The 23874-nt window shown below is 63.0% G+C and carries 34 protein-coding genes and 1 tRNA gene; 33 read left to right on the top strand and 2 right to left on the bottom strand.

The window, feature by feature from the left end; translation table 11 throughout:
• Positions 1-37: 37 nt before the first annotated feature.
• The 33 genes from V6R91_RS23200 (at position 38) to V6R91_RS23045 (ending at position 23304) form a co-directional block, all read left to right on the top strand.
• Complete coding sequence (locus V6R91_RS23200; RefSeq protein ID WP_336397263.1) at positions 38-370, top strand: hypothetical protein; 333 nt, start codon at positions 38-40, stop codon at positions 368-370.
• A complete protein-coding gene (locus V6R91_RS23195; RefSeq protein WP_336397262.1) occupies positions 370-693 on the top strand; it encodes a hypothetical protein in 324 nt (107 codons plus the stop codon). Before V6R91_RS23200 ends, V6R91_RS23195 begins: the two co-directional genes overlap by 1 nt.
• Entirely contained in the window at positions 690-1466 is a 777-nt protein-coding gene (locus V6R91_RS23190) for a hypothetical protein (RefSeq protein ID WP_336397261.1), read from the top strand. Before V6R91_RS23195 ends, V6R91_RS23190 begins: the two co-directional genes overlap by 4 nt.
• Positions 1463-1693 (top strand): hypothetical protein, encoded by a 231-nt coding sequence (locus V6R91_RS23185; RefSeq protein ID WP_336397260.1) that lies wholly within the window; start codon positions 1463-1465, stop codon positions 1691-1693. The genes V6R91_RS23190 and V6R91_RS23185 overlap by 4 nt, the downstream gene beginning before the upstream one ends.
• Entirely contained in the window at positions 1690-2151 is a 462-nt protein-coding gene (locus V6R91_RS23180) for a hypothetical protein (protein WP_336397259.1), read from the top strand. Before V6R91_RS23185 ends, V6R91_RS23180 begins: the two co-directional genes overlap by 4 nt.
• Positions 2152-2317: 166 nt before the next feature.
• Positions 2318-2986 (top strand): hypothetical protein, encoded by a 669-nt coding sequence (locus V6R91_RS23175; RefSeq protein ID WP_336397258.1) that lies wholly within the window; start codon positions 2318-2320, stop codon positions 2984-2986.
• Positions 2987-3779: 793 nt separating this feature from the next.
• Positions 3780-3861 (top strand) — tRNA-Leu (locus V6R91_RS23170).
• A gap of 122 nt (positions 3862-3983) precedes the next feature.
• Positions 3984-4202, top strand: coding sequence for a hypothetical protein (locus V6R91_RS23165; RefSeq protein WP_336397257.1), 219 nt, complete (start codon positions 3984-3986; stop codon positions 4200-4202).
• Complete coding sequence (locus V6R91_RS23160) at positions 4186-5337, top strand: hypothetical protein (protein WP_336397256.1); 1152 nt, start codon at positions 4186-4188, stop codon at positions 5335-5337. Before V6R91_RS23165 ends, V6R91_RS23160 begins: the two co-directional genes overlap by 17 nt.
• A gap of 154 nt (positions 5338-5491) precedes the next feature.
• A complete protein-coding gene (locus tag V6R91_RS23155; RefSeq protein ID WP_336397255.1) occupies positions 5492-6031 on the top strand; it encodes an HNH endonuclease in 540 nt (179 codons plus the stop codon).
• 12 nt (positions 6032-6043) lie between these two features.
• Positions 6044-6223 carry a DUF7455 domain-containing protein gene (locus V6R91_RS36395; protein WP_442928171.1) on the top strand — a complete coding sequence of 60 codons (180 nt, stop codon included), beginning with the start codon at positions 6044-6046 and terminating at the stop codon, positions 6221-6223.
• Between the two features lie 152 nt (positions 6224-6375).
• The gene (locus tag V6R91_RS23150) at positions 6376-6546 is read left to right on the top strand and encodes a hypothetical protein (protein WP_336397254.1); all 171 of its coding nucleotides are present in this window, start codon (positions 6376-6378) and stop codon (positions 6544-6546) included.
• Between the two features lie 20 nt (positions 6547-6566).
• Positions 6567-6692 (top strand): hypothetical protein, encoded by a 126-nt coding sequence (locus V6R91_RS23145; protein WP_336397253.1) that lies wholly within the window; start codon positions 6567-6569, stop codon positions 6690-6692.
• Between the two features lie 7 nt (positions 6693-6699).
• The gene (locus V6R91_RS23140; RefSeq protein ID WP_336397252.1) at positions 6700-6876 is read left to right on the top strand and encodes a hypothetical protein; all 177 of its coding nucleotides are present in this window, start codon (positions 6700-6702) and stop codon (positions 6874-6876) included.
• A complete protein-coding gene (locus V6R91_RS23135; protein ID WP_336397251.1) occupies positions 6869-7057 on the top strand; it encodes a hypothetical protein in 189 nt (62 codons plus the stop codon). The genes V6R91_RS23140 and V6R91_RS23135 overlap by 8 nt, the downstream gene beginning before the upstream one ends.
• A gap of 959 nt (positions 7058-8016) precedes the next feature.
• Positions 8017-8469: a hypothetical protein gene (locus tag V6R91_RS23130; protein WP_336397250.1), complete on the top strand. Its 453-nt coding sequence runs from the start codon at positions 8017-8019 to the stop codon at positions 8467-8469.
• Positions 8462-10093, top strand: a complete 1632-nt coding sequence (locus V6R91_RS23125) for a hypothetical protein (protein WP_336397249.1) — start codon at positions 8462-8464, stop codon at positions 10091-10093. Before V6R91_RS23130 ends, V6R91_RS23125 begins: the two co-directional genes overlap by 8 nt.
• A gap of 9 nt (positions 10094-10102) precedes the next feature.
• The gene (locus tag V6R91_RS23120; protein WP_336397248.1) at positions 10103-11578 is read left to right on the top strand and encodes a phage portal protein; all 1476 of its coding nucleotides are present in this window, start codon (positions 10103-10105) and stop codon (positions 11576-11578) included.
• Positions 11529-12539, top strand: coding sequence for a VG15 protein (locus tag V6R91_RS23115; RefSeq protein ID WP_336397247.1), 1011 nt, complete (start codon positions 11529-11531; stop codon positions 12537-12539). Before V6R91_RS23120 ends, V6R91_RS23115 begins: the two co-directional genes overlap by 50 nt.
• A gap of 98 nt (positions 12540-12637) precedes the next feature.
• Complete coding sequence (locus V6R91_RS23110) at positions 12638-13246, top strand: hypothetical protein (RefSeq protein ID WP_336397246.1); 609 nt, start codon at positions 12638-12640, stop codon at positions 13244-13246.
• A 13-nt stretch (positions 13247-13259) separates the two neighbouring features.
• The gene (locus V6R91_RS23105; protein WP_336397245.1) at positions 13260-14105 is read left to right on the top strand and encodes a P22 phage major capsid protein family protein; all 846 of its coding nucleotides are present in this window, start codon (positions 13260-13262) and stop codon (positions 14103-14105) included.
• A gap of 68 nt (positions 14106-14173) precedes the next feature.
• Positions 14174-14536 carry a hypothetical protein gene (locus tag V6R91_RS23100; protein WP_336397244.1) on the top strand — a complete coding sequence of 121 codons (363 nt, stop codon included), beginning with the start codon at positions 14174-14176 and terminating at the stop codon, positions 14534-14536.
• A gap of 17 nt (positions 14537-14553) precedes the next feature.
• The gene (locus V6R91_RS23095; protein WP_336397243.1) at positions 14554-15117 is read left to right on the top strand and encodes a hypothetical protein; all 564 of its coding nucleotides are present in this window, start codon (positions 14554-14556) and stop codon (positions 15115-15117) included.
• On the top strand, positions 15114-15509 hold the full coding sequence (locus V6R91_RS23090; protein ID WP_336397242.1) for a DUF6093 family protein: 396 nt from the start codon (positions 15114-15116) through the stop codon (positions 15507-15509). The genes V6R91_RS23095 and V6R91_RS23090 overlap by 4 nt, the downstream gene beginning before the upstream one ends.
• 8 nt (positions 15510-15517) lie before the next feature.
• Positions 15518-15922: a hypothetical protein gene (locus V6R91_RS23085; RefSeq protein ID WP_336397241.1), complete on the top strand. Its 405-nt coding sequence runs from the start codon at positions 15518-15520 to the stop codon at positions 15920-15922.
• A complete protein-coding gene (locus tag V6R91_RS23080) occupies positions 15922-16338 on the top strand; it encodes a hypothetical protein (protein ID WP_336397240.1) in 417 nt (138 codons plus the stop codon). The genes V6R91_RS23085 and V6R91_RS23080 overlap by 1 nt, the downstream gene beginning before the upstream one ends.
• Positions 16339-16447: 109 nt before the next feature.
• A complete protein-coding gene (locus tag V6R91_RS23075; protein WP_336397239.1) occupies positions 16448-16948 on the top strand; it encodes a phage tail tube protein in 501 nt (166 codons plus the stop codon).
• 82 nt (positions 16949-17030) lie between these two features.
• On the top strand, positions 17031-17444 hold the full coding sequence (locus V6R91_RS23070) for a hypothetical protein (RefSeq protein ID WP_336397238.1): 414 nt from the start codon (positions 17031-17033) through the stop codon (positions 17442-17444).
• An 86-nt stretch (positions 17445-17530) separates the two neighbouring features.
• Complete coding sequence (locus tag V6R91_RS23065) at positions 17531-17800, top strand: hypothetical protein (protein WP_336397237.1); 270 nt, start codon at positions 17531-17533, stop codon at positions 17798-17800.
• Positions 17801-18031: 231 nt separating this feature from the next.
• The gene (locus V6R91_RS23060) at positions 18032-20767 is read left to right on the top strand and encodes a phage tail tape measure protein (protein ID WP_336397236.1); all 2736 of its coding nucleotides are present in this window, start codon (positions 18032-18034) and stop codon (positions 20765-20767) included.
• 98 nt (positions 20768-20865) lie between these two features.
• Positions 20866-21516, top strand: a complete 651-nt coding sequence (locus V6R91_RS23055; RefSeq protein ID WP_336397235.1) for a hypothetical protein — start codon at positions 20866-20868, stop codon at positions 21514-21516.
• 8 nt (positions 21517-21524) lie between these two features.
• The gene (locus tag V6R91_RS23050; RefSeq protein ID WP_336397234.1) at positions 21525-22622 is read left to right on the top strand and encodes a hypothetical protein; all 1098 of its coding nucleotides are present in this window, start codon (positions 21525-21527) and stop codon (positions 22620-22622) included.
• On the top strand, positions 22615-23304 hold the full coding sequence (locus tag V6R91_RS23045; protein ID WP_336397233.1) for a hypothetical protein: 690 nt from the start codon (positions 22615-22617) through the stop codon (positions 23302-23304). Before V6R91_RS23050 ends, V6R91_RS23045 begins: the two co-directional genes overlap by 8 nt.
• On the opposite strand, the gene V6R91_RS23040 is transcribed toward V6R91_RS23045, so the two are convergent.
• Both V6R91_RS23040 and V6R91_RS23035 read right to left on the bottom strand, forming a co-directional pair.
• The gene (locus V6R91_RS23040) at positions 23301-23720 is read right to left on the bottom strand and encodes a hypothetical protein (RefSeq protein ID WP_336397232.1); all 420 of its coding nucleotides are present in this window, start codon (positions 23718-23720) and stop codon (positions 23301-23303) included. The two genes, V6R91_RS23045 and V6R91_RS23040, sit on opposite strands and share 4 nt — an antisense overlap.
• Positions 23717-23860 (bottom strand): hypothetical protein, encoded by a 144-nt coding sequence (locus tag V6R91_RS23035; RefSeq protein ID WP_336397231.1) that lies wholly within the window; start codon positions 23858-23860, stop codon positions 23717-23719. The genes V6R91_RS23040 and V6R91_RS23035 overlap by 4 nt, the downstream gene beginning before the upstream one ends.
• Positions 23861-23874 lie beyond the last annotated feature (14 nt).

Below are 23874 nucleotides of genomic sequence, written 5' to 3'. Positions count from 1 at the left end.
GGATCCTGGCGCACGAGAAGGAACACGAGGAGTAGTCATGACTGACAACATCAGCACTCTGATCGCAGAGGCACGCGACTGGGCAAGCAAGGCCGTGCTGGTGGGCCGCAACGTGATCCGAGATCTGGATCGCGGAGTCGCCAACACGCGCCGCCTGGCTGACACCCTCGAAGCCACGACCGCCGAGCGCGACCGCTACCGGGACCTTGCCCGCCGCAGTGAGCTGCAATGCCAGGACGCCGAGAAGGATGCGGCTCGCTACCGGGCCGCGCTCGTGGAGGCGTTGGCAGAGGAAGAGCGGTGCACCGAATCTGGCACGCGGATGTGGCGCATCCTCTCCCGCGCCCTGAACGAGAACGGAGCCGAGTGATGGACATCCAGGAAGAGATCGCGGCTGAGCTGCGCGAGGAGATGAAGCACGACCCGGACTTCGACCCGGACTACGACTACACCGAGGATTCCGAGCGCTACGCCGCCGCCCTCACCCCACTACTGAACCGTGTACGGGCAGAAGCGGCAGCACAGGCGTTGCGGGAAGCGGCGGACGAGGCTGACCGGTGGGTCGATGAGGATTCCGAGCTTGGCATTGGTAGGCATCCGTCGCAGTCAGCGCACTATGCAGGGGTCCATCGGGCTACACGCGCCGTTCGACAGGTCGCCGACCGCATCGAGAAGGAAGGGGCAGGAGCATGAACCGCGAGCATCTGATCGAGAAGGCCGCGAAGGCGATCGATCCGCCGGCATGGACCGGAGGGATCGCGCATGACCCACGATGGGCAGACGAGGCCGAGGCACGCCGGATCAGCGCAATGCGGCAGGCCCGTGCTGCCTTCTCCGTGTTCGAGGAGGCGCACGCCGTGGGAAGTTTCGTTCCCGTTGTGTCGGACGTGCAGGAAACTGCGCATGTCCCGACCCTGGTCTACGGCAGTGAATGGGAGCAGCCAGAGACGGCAGTCGAACGAATCTTGGATGAAGCCGGTTATGGGGTTCTCGAACCATGGCGGGCTGATGTCGTGCGCGCGATTGCCGAGTGGGTAGCACCTCTCCGCCGCACCGTGAACGCCCCGACCGACGACGAGCGGGAAGCACTGGGCGATTGCTCATGCAAGTGTGGGCACCTCTACCACTCCGAGTGCTACCCCCGGACGGCAGAGTGGGGCGGATGCTTCGACCCTGAACCGACCGACGACGAGCGGGAAGCGCTGCGCGACGCCTTCGATGAGATGCATCGAATCACCGAGGGCGGCTGCGACACGGAGGGCAAGGACGTGGCCGACATGGTCATCGCTCTCGGCTTCCGCCGCACCGTGCAGGGCGAACCGTCCGACGCGACGCTCGGGGTCATGGCCCAGCGCTTCTATGAGGCGTCGGGCTTGAACATCCCGCACACGTCCAAGCCGGAGGTCGTGCGAGGCCTTCGCGCCGCTCTGCGTGCTGCCGCCGAAGCCGAGGGAGGGAACCGATGAAGTGGGCCAAGGAGCAGACGACAACGTCGCGAAAGTCCTACGTCCAGGCCCGGCGCCTGATCGGAGGACGTACGAGGCTCAACCTCGCGGCGCTACGGGACATCGTGGCGGCCACGGAGGACTACGACGAGCACTCCGAAGTCATGATCGACGACACCTCCGTGTCCGTCACCGAGACCACCCGGTCCGGATGGCGGGAGCGCGGCCGAGAAGGAGCCGACCGATGAGCGACTACACGCCGACGATGGACGAGATCAAGCACGCCGCGTTGACCTACACCGCCATCGCCTCCGAAGCGGATTGGGATCGTGCCCTGGCCGCTCACGATGCAGAGGTGCGCGCCGCCGCCCTGGCCGAACAGGGCACCGAGGAATGGGAGTACGGCGTCACGTCCAAATGGGGCATTCACGAGCACCCCAGCCTCGCCGGGGCTGAGCGGTACGCGGAAGATCTGCGTCGCGAGATCCAGGACGGCCGAAGCTCCGGTGACCTGACGCATCACGGGCACGTCATGAAGCGCGCGAAGGCCAAGGCTGGCCCGTGGGTTCCGGTAGATCAGCCCGCGCCTACTCCTGGCGTAGAGACCCGAACACCCAACCGCCCGGAGGGTCCGAAGTGGGCCGAGGTGCACCCCGACGCCTACCCGGATTATGCCACGGACCGCCCGAACGGGAGCGAGTCATGAGCGCGCGACCCGGGTTCTTCCCGAACGGTCAGTGTCGGCACTATCAGCTCGTGGATGGCTGGGCGAAGGTCTGGTGCGTCCGCACCGACGAGGGGCACACCGAGCACGAGACGGCGAACGGCGTTCGATGGGCGGCAGATCGCCCGAACCGGAGTGAGGGGGAGCGATGACCGAACTGTCGCAGAATTTGCGACAACTGGATGAGGTCGGGTTCATGTCGTGGGAGGAGTTCAGGCGCTTCCGGTGGGCAGTCGGATACTCGCTGAAGCTCGTCCCCTGGCTGCGAGTCGCAGGCTACGTGAAGGGCGAACAGGACGAGATCCGATCCGCCGCGGTCGAACCACCCCTTGGCCTCCCGCCAACCTGGGTTGCCGCGGAGGACATCACCCGACTGTCACTGGAGATGAACGGCTGGTCCGACCTGGAGGACATCGCCGCTGACGACTACGGGGTGGAGATCGCCCGACAGTTCACCCGCGAGGTATCCACCGCCGCACACAAGTGGCCGTTCGAGGACCGCCCACACAAGGTGCAGTTCGTTCGCTGCCCCGCGTGCGGGTACACGTCGCTCCGGTATCAGCCTCCCGAGTTCGGGGGAGACGTGGTGACTGTCCAGTGTCAGGAATGCCGACATGTTGTTTCGGATGAGGAGTTCGCGGCAATGACTGCTCTCATCGCATCCGAGTTCGCGAACCTGAAGGAGAAACGTGAGAGACGATTGGGTGACGGTCCCGGAAGCGGTCGAACGCGTGAAAAGGGATCGGGCGACGATCTACCGGTGGGTGAAGGAGGGGCTGGTGCGGGTTATGCGGCCGGGGAGGGTTTTGTGGCTTAACGTCCCGGATCTGATCCGCACTGATCGGGAAAAGGTGACACGCCGTCGTCGTGGTTGACAATCCTTAGCGACAAGTGCGACTATAAGTAGTGAAGATCGAGAACTGTATCCCGATCGGGCCGCTCACCTGAAGGTGCAGCGGCTTTTCTGTTCCTCCCCGCAAGCCTGGTGACTACCTCCCAGCAGGACGGGTCCGAGGACGCCGCGACGACAAAGCGGCAACAAACACAAACACACGACAGCCCATGGGCCCCGAGAGTAGCCAGTCCAACGGCGATGCTCTCGTCCGGTCGAAGCGCGCATACCGTCGTGTCATCACGCCTGAGCCGGGTCAAGCCGAGGCAGGCCATTGCTCCCCACCCTCCTCAGGGACTGGTGGGGCGTCTGCGGGAGCGGGGACAGGGACCACGGGCGTCACGATTGTGGCAACTGCCCGCCCTGCCCCGCTTCTCGTGCACGGGCGTGAAAGGTTCGCCCGCACATCGCTACCGGGTAGGCCGGTGGGACGATCCCTGCGGTACCGGGTTTCGACTACCCGCACGTCCACAATGCGAGTGCTTGGGTTGTGCAAGCCGGCGAAGCCGACGCTCAGCCGTAAATCCTGAGAGTGCACCCTCGCAGAAGTCCACGGCCGAGGGCCGGTAAAGACGCTCCTGGTGAGTCCGATTTCAGGCGCGTTGCCGTGGCAAAGATTGACCGATGTCGGACGGGTAGCGGTTGTACAGCCGTCCGTTGCCGATGTCGTGGGAGGACGCTCCCTGACGCCGCCCGTCGTTGTTATCTACGGGCACCCGCCCAAGTTCCGAACTGGTTCAGGATCGCGCCTCAAAAGCGCGTGCGCCTTGCGCATGTGGGTTCGACCCCCACCTTGGGCACTTTCCCGACCGTACCCCCGACAAACAATCGACATCGCGGGGCCGAGTACAGGCCGGGAACACCCTTCACAACTCAAGAGGTCATGTTGGCGCCCATACCGGGCCGAACCAAGGAGCAGATCGTGGCGCTTGCCGACGACGTTCAAGCACTGAAGACGAGCCGCCCCAGGGACTTCAAAGCCTGGCTGAAGATCGCGGCCCCCGAGGAGCGCGACGAAGTGCTCACCTACGTGTACGACAACAGCATCCCTGAGAACGGGCTAGCCGTCCTACTCTCCGGCAAGCACGGCATCCCGATCACCCGGGAGACGATTGTGAGACTCCGTGAATCTCGCCGCTGACATCGCAGACCTGACCGCCCCGACTCCTCCCGCGAAGTACCGGCAGCGGGCCGAGTTCGACACCGACACGGGCAGGGGCGAAGGAGCCACCGGCCCCGTCCGTACGAAGATCTCCGACGAACGGCAACTGCTGGAACTCGCCGGGTTCGACCCCGACGTGTTCCGCATCGTCGGGAAGATCTCCCAGTGGACGAAGACGCACCACGACAAGGACGACACGTACTCGTTCTTCTTCCAGACCGAGAAGATCACCCCGGACGATGACCGGGTAGACCTTCCCGCGCTGTACGCCGAAGCGCGACGGAAACCACGGGCGAGAATCCAAACCACTACCACCTCTCGCACATGTGTGCCGGTTCTTGCTGACATTCAGATGGGCAAGGTGGCGTCTCGCGGTGGGACTCCCGAACTGATCGACCGTTTGGCCGAGAAGCGGGAGAAGTTGACCGCGGAACTGAAACGCCGGCGCCCCGAGGAAGTGTTCCTCCCGGACATCAATGACCTGTTCGAGAACTTCGAATCAGGCGGGAACCCGATGTTCACCAACGACCTGTCGTTGGCGCAGCAGATGGATCTCGCGGGCACGGAGCTGTACAAGTTCGTTGAGCTCGCATGCCGGTTCGGTCCCGTGAAGGTAGCTGTCGTCCCGTCGAATCACACCGCGTGGCGGCGAGGCGCTCAGAACCTTGGCGCACCCGGTGACGACCTCGGGATTTTCGTACACAAGCAGGTTGAGAAGGTCGCGAAAGCGGCCCGTCTTGACGTTGTATGGGAGTACCCGGAGCATTTCAACGAGTCGATGGTTGTTGACGTGCGGGGCACGAAGGTGGGGATGGTTCACGGGAACCAGTTCCGTGACGGTCAAGCTCCAACATGGTGGGCGAAACAAACCCACGGCGCACAACCTGTGGGTGCCGCGGACATTCTCCTGTCGGGGCACTACCATCACCTGTCGATCCTCCCGACCGGCAGGAACCCGTATACTGGGCGTTCGAAGTGGCACCTGACCGCACCGACCCTCGACAACGGGTCCGACTGGTACCGGAACACGGCCGGGGACGACAGTGATCCGGGCATGCTCCTCTTTGACGTGACCGATGACGGATTCGACCTCCAGTCGCTGACCGTCCTCTGAGGGAGGCGCCGTGAAGCGATGCGGAACCTGCGATCAGATCCGCCCGGCTGAACGGTTCTCGAAGAACGCGGCGCGGCCCGATGGACTCCAGTCCAGGTGCAAAGAGTGTGTGCGCTCCCACTACGCAAAGAACGCGGAGAGCGTTCGCGCTCGGGTGAACGCGTACCGGGCCGAGAACGCGGATGTCGTCAACGCGCGGAAGCGTGAGTACCGGGCCAAGCATCCTGAGCGGGTGCGGGAGTCTTCGAGTCGTGCTTACGAGGCTCGACGCGAGTACTACCAGCAGCGGGCGCGGGAATGGTACGCGCAGAACACCGAGCAGGCGAGCGAAGCCGCCGCGCGCTGGGTGCAGCAGAACCGTGAGGCCGTGCGGGCGATCAAGAGTCGCCACAAGCACAAGCGGCGCGCGCTGGAGGCCGAGTCGGTCTTCCGCATGCGTGCCCGCGACTTCAACGGCCTGCTGCGCCGCGCTGACGGGCGATGTGTGTACTGCCGAGTGCGGTTCTCTGACGAGATCCCGGTGACGTGGGATCACATCGTGCCGGTGGTCCGCGGCGGCGCGTTCAGCATCGGCAACCTGACGCCGGCGTGCGGTAGTTGCAACTCGTCGAAGGGCGCGAGAACGATCACCGAGTGGCGCATGTCGCGTGCTCGGGTAGCGCGGGTGGATCTGTCCTCGCTCACCATCCTCTGAAGGAGGCGGCTGGTGGATGACGAGGATTACTCAGCTGCGACGTGCGACCAATGCGGGATCGGGGTGCGTGCCCGCTGGGTTGCTGCTCTGCCTTCTGGCCGTGTGCTCTGCTATTGCGGCTCGCACACTAAGCAGCATTGGGCGCGGTTGCAGGAGATCGGCGCACTCGTAGTCGAACTCTCCACCGTGTGAATAGATCCCACACGGCCCCTTGTGGCATCAAACGCATTGCGAAGGGACGCTCATGATGAGCGATCGGAACATCATCACCGATCTCAGCTTGCAGCACCTTGAAGGCGAAGGTGACTACCTGCTGTCCACGGTCGACCACGTAGGCGAAGACGATGATTGACGGGGCTATCGAGCTGCACCGCGTCACCATCACCTCCTACCTGCTCCCAGACGGCACAACCGCCTACGAGACCGAGACCAGCGGCGACGCAACCGACGTCACCTACCTCGGCCTCCTACAACTCGCCGGCCAACAGATCCTCCGATGGGGTGACACCGAGTGACCGAAGCGTATCGAGCCGAGATGGCGAAACTGCTGATCCGGCACACACGTGCCTACCGTCGCGCGCTGCTATTCGGCTACGTCGGCAGGGAACGTGAAGAACTCACTGCCATGCGGATGCTCATGAAGCAGATCATGGGCGAGTGACTTTGGGGTGACGACGATGGATGCACGGGTAGAACGCCTCCTAGACCTCGCAGAAGCCGCGATCGGCAACAACGAGATCGAGCAAGCCGAAGAGTACCGCTACCTGGCGGGCACGGTCTCGTATCTGCGACGCCAGGAAGCGAAAGCCATGAACAGGGCACTGGAGAAGGTCACCGATGGTTGAGAAGTTCGTCCGGTACACAGAGGACTTCGACACCCTCACCGATGTCTGGCAGTTCGTCATGGAACGGGTCGACGAGTTCCACCGTCCGAACATCCAGATCCAAGCCTGCATAACGAAGGCCGAGAAGCCGGACGAGAAGCGCTACTACGCGGTGAACATCTCCGGAGTGGTCAATGCCTGACGAGTACATCTGCGCGTCGTGCGACACCGTATGGAACTCGGAAACCGCCGCCGACGCATGCTGCGGAGACGACGAGCTCACCGGATACGACCCGAGCAGACACCGCCTCTCATACCGCCTGTCCTACGACTGAGATAAGCGATCCGCTTATACAAGGCCGTTCATAAGCGAGACTCCACACCCCCGTTGAGGGGAGGCCCGATGAGAACCCTCCTCTGGGTGACCATCATCCTCACCCTCATCCTCTGGAAACGCCCCATCCGATGGCTGTTCACCAGAGACCAACCAGCAACCCCAACCGACTGGGCGCCCCGCTACCGGGTCAACGGGCAATGGGTGGAGGTGACCGCATGGCCAAGTGCGACACGTGCGGAGACTCCTACCGGTGGGAGATAGCAGCAGCCCTCTGCTGCACACCCGACCAAGACGACGACCAATGAAGGTCTGTAACGTCCCAGGCTGCCCCGAACTGTTCAACGGCCCCGGTGGACGCTGCCCCACCCACAAACGGGAAGCCCGTAGGGCCAGGGTAGACAACCGGGTATACGGGACAGCGGGACACCAACGCTTCCGAGAAGCTGTCCTCCTACGCGACATCATCTGCGTCATACCCGGATGCGTGCAATGGGCAACAGTAGCCGACCACTACCCAAAAGACCGACGCACACTCGTGCAACTCGGACAAAACCCAAACGATCCACAATACGGACGTGGTCTATGCGCACAACACCACAATGCACACACCGCAGCAACATCACCCGGCGGATTTAGAGCGTAGGGACATTCGAAACTCCCCACCAATACCCCGGGGGATACCCCCTCAAAGGGCCTACCTAAAAGGTCGCCCGGGAGGGGAACTTTTGGTTTGTCGGGTTCAAAGTGTTTCGTTTTCGAGGTTTGTTCGAAGGTTCGTCACTGCGTGATGCGGTGCCGCGTGATGCGGAGAACGGGGTGATCGCGTGGTTTCTGGTGGTGCTCGTGCTCGTTCTGGGCCTGCTCCGGATCCGAATGCGTTGAGGCGTGATCGGAAGGATGACAAGGCGTGGGTTGATCTTCCGCTGACTCCGGTTGAGGGCGTTCCGGTCTTCCCGTTGAGCGGTGCGTTGGATGTAGAGACGGCGCTGTGGGCGGAGTTGTGGCTGAAGCCTCAGGCTCACATGTGGGTGGCGCTTGGGTTGAAGTGGCAGGTCGCTCACTATGTGCGCAATTTCGTGCGTGCGTCGGATCCGGACGCGAAGGCGGCGTGGCTGGCGGGTGTGCTTCGCCAGGAAGCCGAGTTGGGGTTGTCGACCGTTGGTATGGGACAGCTTCGCTGGCGGATCGCTACGGATGAGGTAGGGATGCGGCGCGAGGAGGCGGTGAAGCCTGCTGGCGCCTCGGCGCGGGACAGGTTGAAGGCCCTCAATGCCTAAGGTGATGTTCGTCGGTGCGGCGTGGATCGAGGCGCATTGTGTGATCCCGGACCAGGAGCATCGTGGAGAGCCGTTTGCTCTTGGCGATGATCAGCTTCGGTTCGTGGGCAACCACTACACGGTGAAGGATGCTGCGATGCCCGCCGGGTTGCGGGTCAAGGGTCGGATCGTGAAGCCGGTGGACGCGTTCGTGTTTCGGCGTTCGCAGCTCGTTCGGGCTCAGAAGTGGGGCAAGTCTCCGCTGGTGTCGGCGTTCGTGTGTCTGGAGGGTGTTGGCCCTGCCGTGTTCGCTGGGTTCGCTGAGGGCGGCGAGGTGTATGACTGCCGTGACTGGGGTTGCGGGTGCGGGTGGGTCTACGAGTATGAGCCCGGGGAGCCGATGGGGCGACCTCAGGTGTCACCCCTGATTCAGATCACCGCGACGACTGAGGATCAGACGGACAACACGTATGACGCGTTGAGGCCGATGATCGATCTTGGCCCGTTGAGTGATGTGATCACGAAGACGGGGGAGGAGTTCATCCGCCTTCCGAATGGTGGCCGCATCGATGCGGTGACCTCGAAGGGCAACTCGCGGCTTGGTCAGCGTGTCACGTTCGTCGTCCAGGACGAGACGGGTCTGTGGTTGGAGTCCAACGGTGGTTGGAACTTGGCGAAGAAGCAGCGTCAGGGTCTTGCCGGCATGGGCGGTCGGGCGATTGAGACGACGAACGCGTGGAATCCTGCGGACAACTCGGTGGCTCAGCAGACGTACGAGTCGAAGTCACGTGACATCAACAAGGATTTTGAGCAGCCGCCCGCCGATTTGGACTTCAAGAAGAAGGCGGACCGGCGGAAGATCTTCGAGTTCAACTATCGCGCGGCCCCGTGGGTGTCGATCGATGCGATCGAGGGTGAAGCGGCGGAGATGTTGGACACGGCGCCGGCTGATGCGGAGCGGTTCTTTGGGAACCGGATCGTGTCGGGCTCGGGGTCGTGGATGGATATGCCGCGGTGGGAGGCGAAGACCGCTCAGGTGGTGGTCAAGCCTCGGACTCGGGTGTGTCTTGGGTTTGATGGGTCGGACAACAACGACTTCACGGGTATCCGGTTGGAGACGTTGGATCAGCACCAGTTCACTCCGGTCTATGGTGACCGGCGGTTGCCGACGTTGTGGGAGCCGTCCGATTGGGGCGGTCGTATCCCGCGTGCTGAGGTGAACGCGGCCGTTGATGAGCTGGCGACTGAGTTTGAGATCGTCCGCGGTTACTGCGATGTGCACATGTGGGAGTCGGAGATCGACCTGTGGGCGTCGAAGTATGGCGAGAAGGTGTTCGTGGGTTGGCGGACGAACCGGGTTGATCAGATGCATGCGGCGTTGGAGCGGTTGCGCGGGGATGTGTACAACTCGGAGTCGCCATTTACTCATGACGGTGATGTGCGGGTGTCTGCGCATATTCGGAACGCGGTGGTGCGGTCTCGGAAGATGAACCCCCTCACTAAGGAGCGGGTTTACATTCTCGGGAAGCCTGAGGAGCACCAGAAGATCGACTATTCGATGTCTTCTGTGTTGGCGCATGAGGCCGTTATGGATGCGATCGCCGGTGGTGCACTGGAGCAGAAACAGAACTACGTGTATTTCTAGGGGGTCCCTATGGATGTCGCTGCGGCTAGGGCTCTCACTCAGAGGATCTACACACGGTTGAACGCGCGGCGTTCCGACGTGGACACGATGGAGTCGTATTACTCGGGTGCGCAGCCGTTGAACTTCGCCACTGAGGCGTGGAAGGAAGCAAACGCGGCGCGGTATCGGGACTTCTCCGACAACTGGTGCGGGACGGTGGTCAATGCTGAGGCGGAGCGTCTGAAGCCGATCGGGCTGAAGAACATCGAACCGAGGTTCGCGCGTGAGCTGTGGGACCAGTTGCAGATCAACGAGTTTGATGCTCAGTTCTCGCAGGGAATCGTGACTGCGCTGACGACTGGCCGCGCCTACGTAATCGTCTGGGATGACGGTGATGGTGACGCGTTGGTGACGTTCGAGCATCCGGCGAACGTGGAGATCGAGTACGACTGGGAGAACCCGCGCATCCGTAAGGCCGCGTTGAAGACGTGGGTGGATGAGCGCACCGAGTACGCAACCCTGTACACGCCGGAGCTTCTGTTCAAGTGGAAGCGTGAGAGGATGTCGACCGCGAACGAGCGGGATTCGCAGGCGAAGCAGGCCCGCACGGGTGCCGCGTCGGATGGTGGGTGGATTCCTCGGTTTGAGGATGATTCTGAGTGGATCATCGACAACCCGCTGAAGGTTGTCCCGGTGGTGGAGATCTCGAACCGTCCCACTTTGAAGGGCGACCCGATCTCGGAGATTCGCGGCGTCGTGCCTATGCAGGATGCGATCAACCTGCTGTGGGCGTATCTGTTCCTCGCTGCTGATTACGCGTCGATGGATGCGCGTGTGATGTTGTCGACAAGTCCGCCGATGATCCCGGTTCTGGACAAGGACGGGAAGGTGATTGGCGAGCGTCCCGTTGAGATGAAGGATCTGCGAGAGAAGCGCCTGATCACGCTCACGGGGGACAACGCGAAGATCGATTCGTGGAAGGCTGCGGCGCTCGACATCTTCACTGACACGATCGAGGTCGCAGTCGGCCATATAGCGGCACAGACTCGCACGCCCCCGCACTATCTCGTGTCGAACAAGGGCCTGTCGAACCTATCGGGTGATGCGCTGGTGGCTGCCGAGATCGGGCTGGTTCAGAAGGCGAACGAGTTCATCACTTTCACCGACCCGAACCTGCGAGAGATCGTGAGACTGGTCGCCCTAGTGAAGGACGACACGTCGTTGGTGAGCGCTGCACGCCTCGCCGGCATCTCGTGGAAGGACCGGGAGAAGCGTTCTGAGTCGCAGCTCTCGGACGCTCTTTTGAAGAAATCTCAGATGGGGTATCCGTTCGAGTATCTGCTTGAAGAGGCGGGTAAGTCGCCGGATGAGATCCGGCACATCATGGAGATCCGGAAGAGAGAGATGGATGAGGCGTTGGGCGCTGGTGTCCAGGCAGCGGTGCAGGGGGCGATGAATGTCGGACCTGAGCCGGTTGGCGTTGGAGCATCAGCGGAAGAGGACTGAGCTGTCGGAGCGGGTCGCGCGTCGTGCGGCCCGTCTCTGGCGGTCCGTACAGGCGTCTGACATCGACGCGAGTTGGGATCGGATCGCGCCGGCGCTCGGGCAGGTCGTGTCGGCCGGGCAGTTGCAGGCGGCACGCATGGCTGCCGGCTACACGTCAGCGGCGGCGCGAGCACAAGGCGTTGCTGGGCCCGGTCAGATCATCCCTGAGGCGTTCACGGGCGCGACCCTGGAGGGACGGGAAATCGTCCCCGAGCTGTTCGCAGCGGCGACAACGACGAAGCGTCTGATCGGGCGTGGTGTGGGTGTTGGGTCGGCGTTTCAGGCGGGTACGGCGCTCATGTCGATTCTCGCCGCGACGACGGTTCGCGACTCCGGGAACATGGCCGACAAGGTCTCGGGCCTGCGGCGAGGACGGACGGTCCAGTACGCGCGGATGGTGTCGCCGGGCGCTTGCTCTCGGTGCGCAATCCTGGCCGGAGTAGGGCACTTCACGAAGCACTTTGAGCGGCATCCGGAGTGCCGATGTACGACAGTCCCGATCTACTCGGACAACCCGAATGCGCCTCTCCCGGAGGGTTTGTATGGCTCCCCGGCTGACTACTTCGAATCGTTGTCGAAGGCCGAGCAGGACCGCATCTATACGAAGGCGGGCGCTGAGGCGATCCGGATGGGCGCTGACCCGGTGTCGGTTGTGAACGCGCGACGTGGCATGTTCCGGGTGCAGCAACCGGGGCGTCTCGTGGCCCGTGCGACGCCACGGACCCTTGTTGCTCCGGACGGGCGCACGTTCCAGGCGTACGTCACGACGGAGAACCGCATGCGCTTCGGTTCCCAATACCGGGTGGATGGTTCGCGGCGATCATCCTCAGTGCGTTTGATGCCAGAGACCATCATCAGCATGTCGGAGGGTGATCCTGTGCGTGCCGTGGAGTTGCTGCGCCAGTTCGGGTATGTCCCCTAGTTTTCCCGCGTGAAGCGGTGAATCACCCCGTTTGGGGTGCCAATCAAGCCACCTGTGACGGGTGGCTTTTCTGTATCCCAATCAAGGAGTGATTCCACATGACTGATGCCGTTGAGACGACGGAAGAAGTTGAAGCTGATGAGTTCGAGTCGGATGAGCAGGAGAACGTAGACGCCGACGCGATTGAAGAGGAAGATCCGACTGCGGGTCTTCGTAAAGCTCTTCAGGCTGAGCGCAAGGCTCACCGCGATGCGGAGCGCCGGGCGAAGGCTGCGGAGCAGGCACTGGCAGACAAGGACAGGCCTGCTGAAGAAGCGGCGCTCGATGCCGCTCGCCGGGAAGCTCGCGAAGAAGCCATGAGCGCAGCGAACGTACGACTTGTGCGTGCGGAGCTGAAGGCCGCGATGGCCGGGAAGGTCACCAACCCAGCTCTTGCTTTGCGTCTCATCGACACCACTGACATTGAGGTGAGCGCTGATGGGGACGTAGACCCTGAGTCGATCGACGCGGCCATCACGGCACTGCTCGATGAGGCTCCGGAACTGCGCACAGCACGATTCCAGGGCGGCGCTGATCAGGGGACGAAGGGGAAGGGCGCGAAGCCCACTCAACTCACCCAGGCCGATCTCAAGAACATGACGCCCGAGCAGATCAACGAGGCCCGCAGGAGCGGACGCCTGAACAAGTTGCTCGGCGCAACAACCTGAAAGGAGATAGCTGATGGCTATCACGAACTTCATTCCGGAGATCTGGTCTCCGGCGATCCTGTCGGCTCTGCGTGATCAGCTCGTGTACGGGCAGGCGCCGATCATCAACCGCAACTACGAGGGCGACATTGCTCGTGCCGGTGACACGGTGCACATCACTTCGTTTGCTGACCCTGCGGTGCGTCAGTACACGAAGAACGGCACGATCACGTGGGACTTGTTGACCGACTCGTCTCAGGCGCTCATCGTTGACCAGTCGGACTACTTCGCCTTCAAGGTGGATGACATCGACAAGCGGCAGGCTCTCCCTGGGTTCATTGAGGAGACTTCGCAGGGCGCTGCGCACAACCTCGCGATCGAGACTGACACTTACCTGTCTGGTCTGATCGCGGCGGGCGTTGACGCCGGCAACCAGATGGGTGCAGTCACCGTGGGTGCTGCTGCGGGCGACGCATACGACCTCCTGGTCGACTTCCGGACGAAGCTGAACCGGTCGAACACTCCGGCTGGTGGGCGTTGGGTGGTTGTTCCGCCCGAGGCTTATGCGGTGCTGCTGAAGGATGACCGGTTCATCCGCGCGGACGCGTCGGGAACGACCGAGGGTCTGCGTAACGGTTTCGTTGGGCGTGCGGCCGGGTTCGACATCTTCGAGGGCAACACTGTCCCGGAGGCTGCTGGAGTGTTCACCGTCCTCGGTGGTCACAGCATCGCAACTACGTACGCGGAGCAGATCGCGTCTGTTGAGGGTGTCCGCCTTCAGGACACGTTTGGTGATGGCGTGAAGGGCCTCCACCTGTACGGTGCGAAGGTCATCCGCCCGACCAACCTCGTTTCGGCTGAGGTCACGGTCGCCCCGTAACCGGTGATTGGGGGTGGGCGTTCTGCCTGCCCCCTTTCCCGGTTGTGGTGCTGATTTGGGGGTTTGTGATGAGTGTTCCTGAAGCGATCAAGTTGGTTGCGGCGGCGGAGGGGTACAAGGGTCTTCCGCCGAAGGAGTTCGCTGTTGTTGGCGATGTTCCGGGTGCAGGTGGTGAAGCTGTGACGTGGGCGACTCTGACGGGTAAGCCTGCGACGTTCCCGCCGACTGTTGGTACGACTGCGACCACGGCGAAGGCGGGCAACTACGTTCCGACCTCAACTGAGGTTGGGAACGCGTTGAAAGCGAAGGCGCAGGTTGCTGCGCTTGCGGCTATCACGGTTGCTGACGCGACGGATGAGGCGACTGCGATTGCGCTTGCTAACGCCACCAAGGCGACGGTGAACGCGATCATCGCCGCTTTGAAGGCCTGAGAACGGGGGTGGCCGGGATGACCGCTTTCGCGACGGTTGAGGATCTGGAAGCACTGTTGAAGACCACCTATGAGGGTGCGGACAGGGTTCAGGTGAAGGCGTTGTTGGAAGCGGCGTCCGGTCACCTTCGGTTCGTTATCGGGCAGGACGTGTACCCGGTGACGACAAGCACGTACACGGCGTACCCGACGTTCGGGCGCGAAGATCTGCCTCAGTGGCCGGTGGTCGCGGTGTCGTCGGTGAAACGCGACGGGATGGACGTGCCGTTCACGTACCGGCCGGGGTTCATCATGGTGGGCTCGGACGAGCCGGTTGACGTGACCTTCACGTGGGGGGTCGCGTCGCCGCCGGAGGAGTTGAAGCGTCTGACTCTTGTGCTGGCTGCTCAGGCGTTGCAGATGTTCGAGACGACGGGCGCGTTGTCGGCTGGCGGGTTGTCGTCGCTGTCGATCGATGACTTCCGGGCTGCGTTTGCGGACGGCGGGTCAGAGACGGGCATCTCGCTGTCGCCTCATGCGGAGAAGTCGATTCGGCGTGCGTTTGGCCGCGGTGATGTGACTGTGGTGGAGGCGTACACGTGAGCCTGTTGACTCGTGCGTTGGGGATGGGCCGTCAGCTCGCCAACGCGCGAATGACGGAGACGGTCACGGCTGGCAGGTACAAGGACGGGACGGACGAGGAGACGGGGAACCCGACGCGGGTACTGGTCGAGGCGTTCTACTCGGGGCCGGCGCGAGTCAAGTACGTGTCTCTGGCGGTGACCGAACGGGAAGAGCCGTCTCAGGTGTTGGCTGCGCAACAGCCGCTCATGAGCGTTCCGACGACGGCCCCTGCGATCCCGGAGGGCCTGGAGGTTCACGTGGAGTCGTCATCGTCCGATCCGGGGCTTGTGGGGCGCTTCTATCGGGTGCAGGGGGCTCCGCAGGCGGGGCAGACCACGTCGCACCGATACCCGTTGCAGGAACTTTCCTAGGGGGCGGCATGGCTGATGATTTCTCCGACCTTGCCAATCTGGCACGGGATCTTTCCGAGGTGCCTGCGGAGGCGAACAGGCGGGTCAAGAGCGCGATTGAGTTCACGTCGATCAACCTGCGTGACGACTGGCGAGCAGGCGCGGAGATCTCTCACGGGTTCCCGAAGTCGTACGCCGCCGCGATCAGCTACGACTTGCACTACCCAGGTGGGGCGATCGAGTCGGAGATCGGGCCGGTTCTCCACAAGACTCCTGGTGCGTCTGCCGGGTTCCTGGAGGAGGCGCCTGGTGGGGTGGACGGTCCGCCGACGCATGCCGGGCGGAACGCGGTGGAGGCCAACGAAGAAGACTTCTACCGGGGGCTGGAGATCGCGATCACCGATGCCCTGATCGACAAGGTGGAGGACGGCTGATGCGTGCCGAGTTTCAGGCGTTCAAGGCCCGCATGGACGCGCATCCGAAGTTGGCGGGGAAGATCTTCCCGATTGTGCGTAAGGACGACGTTGGGCCGGTTCGTGCGAACTATGTGGTGGCGAAGTCGTCTAAGCCTGACCGGTTGGGGGATGGGCGGTGGACGGCAGTTCAACGGTTCGAGTCGGATCGCCGGTTCACGTACGACGTGCGTGTTGTCGCGGTGGATGACACGGGTCTGGATGTTCTTGGGGACGCGGTGTTGGAGCAGCTTGTTGGGCATGTTCTGACGGTTCCTGGGCGTCGTTGTTTCCCGATCCGGCTTGTTGAGGACGTGGAGGAGGGGGACGGTTACGACCGGACCGCCGACTTGTTCTTCCGGGACTTCAGTTTCCGTTTCTGGTCGCGTCGCCCATAGCCCTGTTCGCATTCATGAGCCCTGTCGTGTGACGGGGCTTTTCTCATGTTCCGGCGTGTTCAGGCGTCGGTGACGGTGCCCCCATCGGGGCTGATCATTTGGAGGAAATATGGCGCTTGAAGCCGTTCCTGCCAGCTCCCAGTCCGATGGGCGTTGGCGTATTACTAATGTCGCGGCGGCTGTGGATGCGTCGTCTGTGGCTGTGCTCGATGCGGGCAAGCCGATCACGTACGGCATCACTGAGGGCGGGTGGGATCACCAGATCACTCAGGCGACCGTGGAGGACAAGCGTCTGACGCTGATCCAGGATCTGTCCCGTCCGGGGAAGATCACGGAGACGTTGAACGTGACGGTGGTTGGTTCTTCGGATCCGGATTCGGCGGACCGTATTCTCGCGGGGCTGTCGGTGTCGGGTGCGGAGTCGCAGTTCGCGGTGCGCCGTGCTGTGGACAACGGTGACGAGCACGAGGTTGGCCAGTTGGTGGACATCATCACGGGTGTGGTGGGTGTGCGTCGGCCGGATGCTCCGGTGGAGAACGGTGTCGACACGGCTCAGTACAGCGTCTCGATCACGAAGCCGACGCGTCGGGACGTGACTCTCGTCGCGTGACTCAATGCTCCGGGGGTGGGGTTCTCTCACCAACCCTGCCCCCGGTCTCTCTTCGTTTCTGGTGAGTGGTGAGAGGTGAGAGATGACTGATTTGAAGGCGCTGATCGAGAAGCAGCGTGAGAAGTTGACCGAGGTTGTGTTTCAGAGCGTCGACGTTGTGGTCGGCGGTGAGAAGGTCACTCTGGATGTGGAGAAGCTGCATCCCGATGAGTGGGATGTTCTCGTGGCTGAGAATCCGCCTCGTCGTGGTGTGGACGCGGACAACCTCGTCGGGTACAACCCGAAAGCGATGACGGCCGCGTACCCGCGGATTCGGGTTGGTGACGATCTGCTGTCCGCGGAGACGTGGCGCGACCTGTATGGGGTTCTGGATTCGGTGTGGCGGAATCAGATCGAAGTGACGATCTGGGGTGTCAACGTGAACGAGTCGTTGAAGGTGCTGCGTGGGCTGGGAAAAGCGCGCGCGGGCCGGAAGTCTCCCTCGCCCGCCAACTAGGGGTTTCGCCTCGCCGGCTGTTGGGGTGGGAGCCGGGTGAGGTCACGTCGTTTGAGTACAACGATGCTGGTCGTCTTGTGCGTGCGGTGACGGTTCGTGAGCCGGAGTTCTCGGAGTGGGATCGTGCGGTGTTGTTGGCGGATCTTGCGGAGGAGCGTGCTCCTCGGGGCTCGCATGGGGTGTTGCTGTCGGAAGCGATGGATCCAAAGAACCAGTTCGCGGGGTCGTGGGTTGTTGAGGGGCCGATGAAGGACTGGGCGGAGATCGCGCGTCGGGCGCATATCCGTGAGTACGAGAAGCAGAACCCTGGCGTGGATATGACTGGGTTGCACTTCCGTGTCCGCAAGAAGGACTAGTCCCGTTTCATCTGCGCGACGACTGCGAAGGCGAACAAGGCGAGCCCGAGGAACCCTGCAACCAAGCTGAGCGCTTGCGGTACGTCTGGTACCGCTGTGTGCAGGAACCCGTAGACCACCCAGATCCCGACAGCGAAGGCGACGCACACGGCTCCTGCGAACACGAGCGCCCGCACAAGATTCGACCTCACGCCCCTCACTGTAGGGGCTTTTCGCATTCCTGGGGGTGCCATGGCCGAACGGGTTGTGCGTGTTCGTCTGTCCGCTGTCGTTGCTGACTTCAAGAAGGACATGGCCGAGGCGGCGGAAGCCGTTAGGACGGTTGGGTCTCAGGAGCAGCGGATCGCGCAGACTCGCCAGTCGTTGCAGATGCTGGGCACCGTTGGGGTCGCGACGGGGGCGGCGTTGGCTGCCGGGATCGGTGTCGCCGTCAACAAGTTTGCTGAGTTCGACGAGGCGATGTCGTTTGTGGCCGCGACGGGTGCGGACGCGAGGGAGAATCTGGACGCGTTGCGGCAGGCGGCGTTGGATGCCGGCGCAGCGACGGTGTTTTCTGCGACGGAGTCTGCGAACGCTATCGAGGAGATGGCGAAGGCCGGTCTGGACGCTCGGGAGATCCTGGGCGGAGGGCTCCGGGGCGCGCTCGATCTTGCCGCTGCGGGGGGTCTCGACGTTGCCTCGGCCGCGGGTATCGCCGCTACCGCGTTGAAGGTCTTCAACCTTCAGGGGTCCGACATGGCCCATGTCGCGGATCTGCTCGCGGCTGGTGCCGGTAAGGCCATGGGCGACGTTACGGATCTGTCGCAGGCACTCGCTCAGGGTGGGCAGGTTGCTGCGGCTACCGGGCTGACGATCGAGGAGACAACGGCTTCGCTGGCGGCGTTTGCGTCGCAGGGCCTTCTTGGGTCGGATGCGGGTACGTCGTTCAAGACGATGCTTCAGCGCCTCACTCCGCAGTCTGCGGTCGCGCGGGAGAAGATGGAAGAGCTGGGCGTGTCGGCATACGACGCGTCCGGGAACTTCGTGGGGATGGCGAAGTTCGCCGGGATCCTTCAGAACGCGTTGAAGGATCTGACTCCTGAGCAGCGGAATGCTGCGCTCTCGGTGATGTTCGGTTCGGATGCGGTCCGGGCGGCGAATGTCATCTACTCCGAGGGTGAGAAGGGTATCCGTGACTGGATCGAGGCTGTTGACGACCAGGGGTACGCGGCGGAGACGGCAGCGACTCGTCTCGACAACTTGCGTGGAGATTGGGAAGCGTTCACTGGTGCGTTGGACACTGCGTTCATCTCGATGGGTGAGGGCGCGAATGGTCCGCTTCGGTTCCTGATTCAGCAGCTTACGGAGCTGGTTGACGGGTTCAACGATCTGCCGGACTGGGCGAAGCAGCTCGGCCTTGGGCTTGCTGGTGTCGCGGCTGGTATCGGTCTGGTTGGTGGCGGGCTGCTGCTCGCTATCCCGAAGGTGAACGACTTCCGGGAGGCCCTGAACGGGCTCGGCCGGGACGGTGACGCGCTTGTCGGCAAGCTCGGCAAGGTGGCACGAGTGGCCGGTGGGATGCTCGTCGGATTCGCCCTGGCATCCGAGGGCTTGAACCTGCTTCAGCAGGCCATGGCCAACATCGGAGACTCCGCAGAAGTCACAGACAACAAGCTCGCCACCGCGGCCAACGGCGCCGAAGTGCTGAACGCAGCACTCGGCAAGGGGAACTGGGCGATCGCTACCCAGGACATCGAGATCGCAGAGAACGCGATCGCGAACCTGGGGAAGATGCTGGACTTGTCGGCGTCGGGCGCTCAGGCAGCGGCGAAGGATGTGAACGGCGTCTTGGCCGCGACTCGTGGCGTCGAGAACCTCAGCACAGAGCTGGGCGAACTGGCGACGACGAATCTCCCGGCCGCTCAGAAGAGCTTCCAGATGCTGACGGAGGATGCGGGGCTCACCGACAAGCAGGTTGCTCTTCTCATCGACAAGATGCCTGCGTTCAAGAAGGCGTTGACGGAGCAGGCGACCGCGGCGGGCCTGGCTGCGGATGATCAGACGCTGTTGAATCTGGCGCTTGGGGACACTCCGGCGGTGGCTGAGACTGCGGCTGAGTCGTACCTGGCGGAGGCGGATGCGGTCTCTGATCTTCAGACGCAGTTGTCGGATCTGATCGAGACGATCAACGAGGCGAACGGGGTCGGGCAGGACGCGATCTCGCAGAACATCGCGTATCAGGAGACGTTGGCTGGTGTGCGTCAGGCGATCGCTGACGGCGCGTTTGGGTTGGATGTGTTGACCGAGTCGGGTCGGGACAACATGGCGATGCTGGTCGAGTTGGCGTCGGATTCGCAGTCGGCTGCGGAGGCCCAGTACGCGCTTGATGGGTCGACGGAGGCGTACATCGCCCGGATGCAGGAGGGTCGTCAGGCTCTCATCGATTCGGCTGTTGCGATGGGTGCTACGCAGGAGGAGGCGCAGGCTCTCGCGGACAAGATCTTCGCGATCCCGTCCGAGAAGGAGATCGCGATCCTCGCGGAGACGTCGTCGGCGCAGGCGGACCTTGACCGGTTCGTTGAGCTGAACAACGGTCGACGGCTGATGCTGTACGCGGGCCTCGACATTGAGGATCCGGCTGGTCGGTATGCGACTGGTGGTCCCGTTGTTGGGCCTGGTACGGGTACCTCGGATTCCGTGTACAGCCTTCTGTCGAACGGTGAGCATGTGATCACGGCGGCGGAGGTTCAGGCAGCTGGTGGGCATGGTGCTGTTGAGCAGTGGCGTGCGTCGTTGCGGTCCGGTGGTGTGTGGCAGCCTGCGGGTTCCCGTGCGGCTGCCGCGCCTGCTGCCGTGTCGGCTTCTGGTGGGAGCCCGAACTTCAACGTGGTGGTGTCGTCGAAGGGCGGTATCGACCTGTTGCAGTACGTCGATGTGCGCATTGAGCAGGCGAACGACGGGTTGGGTTCCACGCTGAGGGGGTCGTGATGCAGCGGTTGCGTTGGCGTGGGATAACGTTCGATGGCGGTATCGGCGGGGGCACTCCGTACACGTTGGCGTGGGTGTCAGGGTTCTCTGGTGGTGAGGTGGACCGGGAGCAGGTTGGTCGTGAGAACGCTCATGGCCGGTTCCCTGCTCCCGGCTACCTTGGCCCTCGTCCGATCGCGTGGGGTGGTCTGATTCTCACGGACACGCCGGCTGAGCAGGAGCATGCGATCCGTCGTCTGTCTGGCTCGTCTGGTTTGGAGGGCGCGGATCGACTCGTCGTGGACGGCGACACGACTGTCTGGGTAGATGTGGAGCCTGTTCGGATCGCGAACCCGGAGGTGCTGGTTCCTGGGAAGGTCGCGTCGTATGAGGTGCGTGTGGAGGCCCCGGATCCGTTCCTCTTTGGGGAGACCCGCGTGTTCGGGCCTGGGACTTCCGCGTCCGTCTATCACTACGGCAATGCGAATGCTGTTCCTGTCGTTGAAGTGACCGGTTCGATGCCCTCCGGGTATCGGGTCAACGGTCCGGGTGGTGCACAGTTCATCGTGTCGCAGGCGCTGTCGTCGGGGCAGACGCACCGGTTGGACTTTCGTACGGGTTGGTTGTACCGGAACGGGACGCTCCAGCAGGGGGCTGTGTCTCGTGCGCAGACGTGGGTCATCCCTCCGGGTCTTCCCGTGGCCATGTCGTTGACCCCGGTTTCGGGTAGTGGCCAGATGACGGTTCGGGTGCCGGACACCTTCAGTTAGGGGCGTGTATGGACTGGGAGGCGTGGATTCACAACACCCGGTCCGGGTCACCGGAAATGGGTTTCAAGACCACGGGGCCATTGCAGGGCGCGAACTGGAACCGGGTGTTGGGGTCGAAGGGATCCGCGACGCACCTGCTGATGCTGCGCGGTGCGGGTATCCCGAAGTCTCTGATCCGTGAGCTGGCTCGCGGCAACAAGTACACGATCGTGCACCGTTGGGGTGACCATGTGGCGTACGCGGGGCTGATCCAGAACCGTCGCTATGTTGCTTCCGGTTCCGTGTTGCGGATCCAGTCGAACGAGCTGAGGAAAGCGCTGCTGGGTGTGCGTCTCCCTCACGGGGTGAACGAGTACAACCCTGCGGCGGGGACTCTTGTGGTCGCGAACCGTTCGTGGGCTGGGGCTGTGCGTGCGGTGCTGTTGGCGGCGACGAAGAGCAACGCCGTGTCGGGGTGGGAGTTGCCGTTGGATCTTCCCGCTGATGGGCCTGGCGGGTTCAGTGCGACGTGGCGTCACGAGGAGGGTCTGCGTACGGAGAACCTTCTGGCGCAGATCGAAGCGGATGGCCCCGAAACGGACTTCGCCCCCTACCTGGACGCGAACGGCTACCTGCGGTACACGGTGCGAGTCAACCAGAAAATCACAACCGGGGGTCCGTTCTTGTTGGCGGCGCGTGCGCCCGGGTCGATCGTCGTCGGCCTCGAAACCGAAGACGATTACGTGACTCAGCGGACCGGGCAGCTCGGGTTCGGTAAGGGATCCGGTCAGGACAAGAAGTGGGCGTTTGCTCCGACGACCGGCGACGGGATCCGGGATCTTCCTGTGATGGACTCCACTGTCACGTTCCCCGACGTGATTGATCAGGGGCGGCTTCAGGCGGCGGTGAACACGGAGTTCGGGTTGCGGAACTGGCCGATCGAACAGTGGCACTACAGCTTGTACATCGGCGGTGTGGGGCCAGCGATGGCCGCGCCTGGGAGCATCCACGACTTGCACGTGTACGGGGACGAGTTCATTGAGGACGGGTCACATCCGCAGCGGGTGGTGTCGCTGTCTGGCGGGTTGGGGCATGTGGTGAAACCGGAGGTGCAGGCGTATGGCTGATGACCTGTCTCGGAAGCTCGAAGCCGCGATCGAGAAGTTGCGTCAGGACGTCGACCGGTTGATGATGGCGAACCCGTTGGAAGCGGCGTCGGTCACGTCCGGTCGGGTGCGATTCATCGGCGGAACGTTGCGTGTAGACGCGGGCGGTTCCGTGGAGATCGTCGGAAGCCTCGAAGTCGACGGGACAACCACCGTGACCGGCTCATTCACCGTCACGGGGCCATGGAACCTCGCGGGCGATGGGACGATCAGTGGCAACGTCACCGGAACCGGGACTCTCACTTGGACCGGTCCGTGGAACCTGAACGGCACGGGGAAGATCCAGGGGCCAGTGGACATCACGGGGATCCTGCGGCTGTTGTCGGATCTGCGTGTGGAGTCGGGCGGGAAGATCACGGTGACCGGTGCTGACGGGGACACGGTGATCGCCAATAGTCGGGTCACGTTCGCGAATGGGGCCGAACTCGTCTCCGAAACCGACTCGCTTGTGGTTCGTCAGGGCACCTCTGGTGTCGTCGCTGGTTCCGGGCAAGCGCAACTCCGGTCCGGCGGAAAGTTCTTCCGGGTCTCATCGGGTGGAGGATTCCGCATGGCGGGCGTTCCGGAAGCAACGGATGCGACGGGGCTGTCCTACCTGGCAATCAACTCGGCTGGCGACGTTTTCGCCGTGCCAGCCCCTTAGCGCATCGGGCAGTAGGTCGACATGTTGGCCATGAAGGTGGACACAACCTCGGGGTCCACGTCCCCAGTAAGCGGCTGTATGGAGGAGATGTCCACGCCTGCGTCGAGTTGGTCGCAGGCGAAGTTGGCAGCGGCCCGAACCTGATCTTCCGTGATGACCACGCCCTTGCCCGCGAACCACTCGGTGGTGCCAGCGATCCACTGATCCGCCAGCGGTGCTTCAGAGTCAGTCGCGGTCGGAGACGTGGTTACCTCCACAGGGCCATCTGACGGCGGAGGTGTCGGACTCGCGCTTTGCGTCGCGGGAGTCGACGGCGTTGCTGTGAGAGGTGCATCCGCTGCTTCAGGCGTCCCAGCACATCCGGCGAGGGCGAGTCCGATGGTGAGGGCGAGTACCGCGGTGAGCGGCTTCTTCATGACTGCTGCTCCTTGATGTAGGCGATGAGCGCGCGGCGGATGACTTCGGACACGTTGCTGTGTTCGTTCGCGGCGGTTTGTTGTGCGGCTGTCCATAGTTCGTTGTCGATTCGGATCCTGCGGACTGGCGTCTCGCTCATGCACGAATCGTAGG

The sequence above is a fragment of the Microbacterium sp. CCNWLW41 genome (assembly GCF_037083505.1).
Note: the sequence above shows the minus strand (reverse complement) of the source record. Positions and strands in the feature narration are given on the sequence as shown.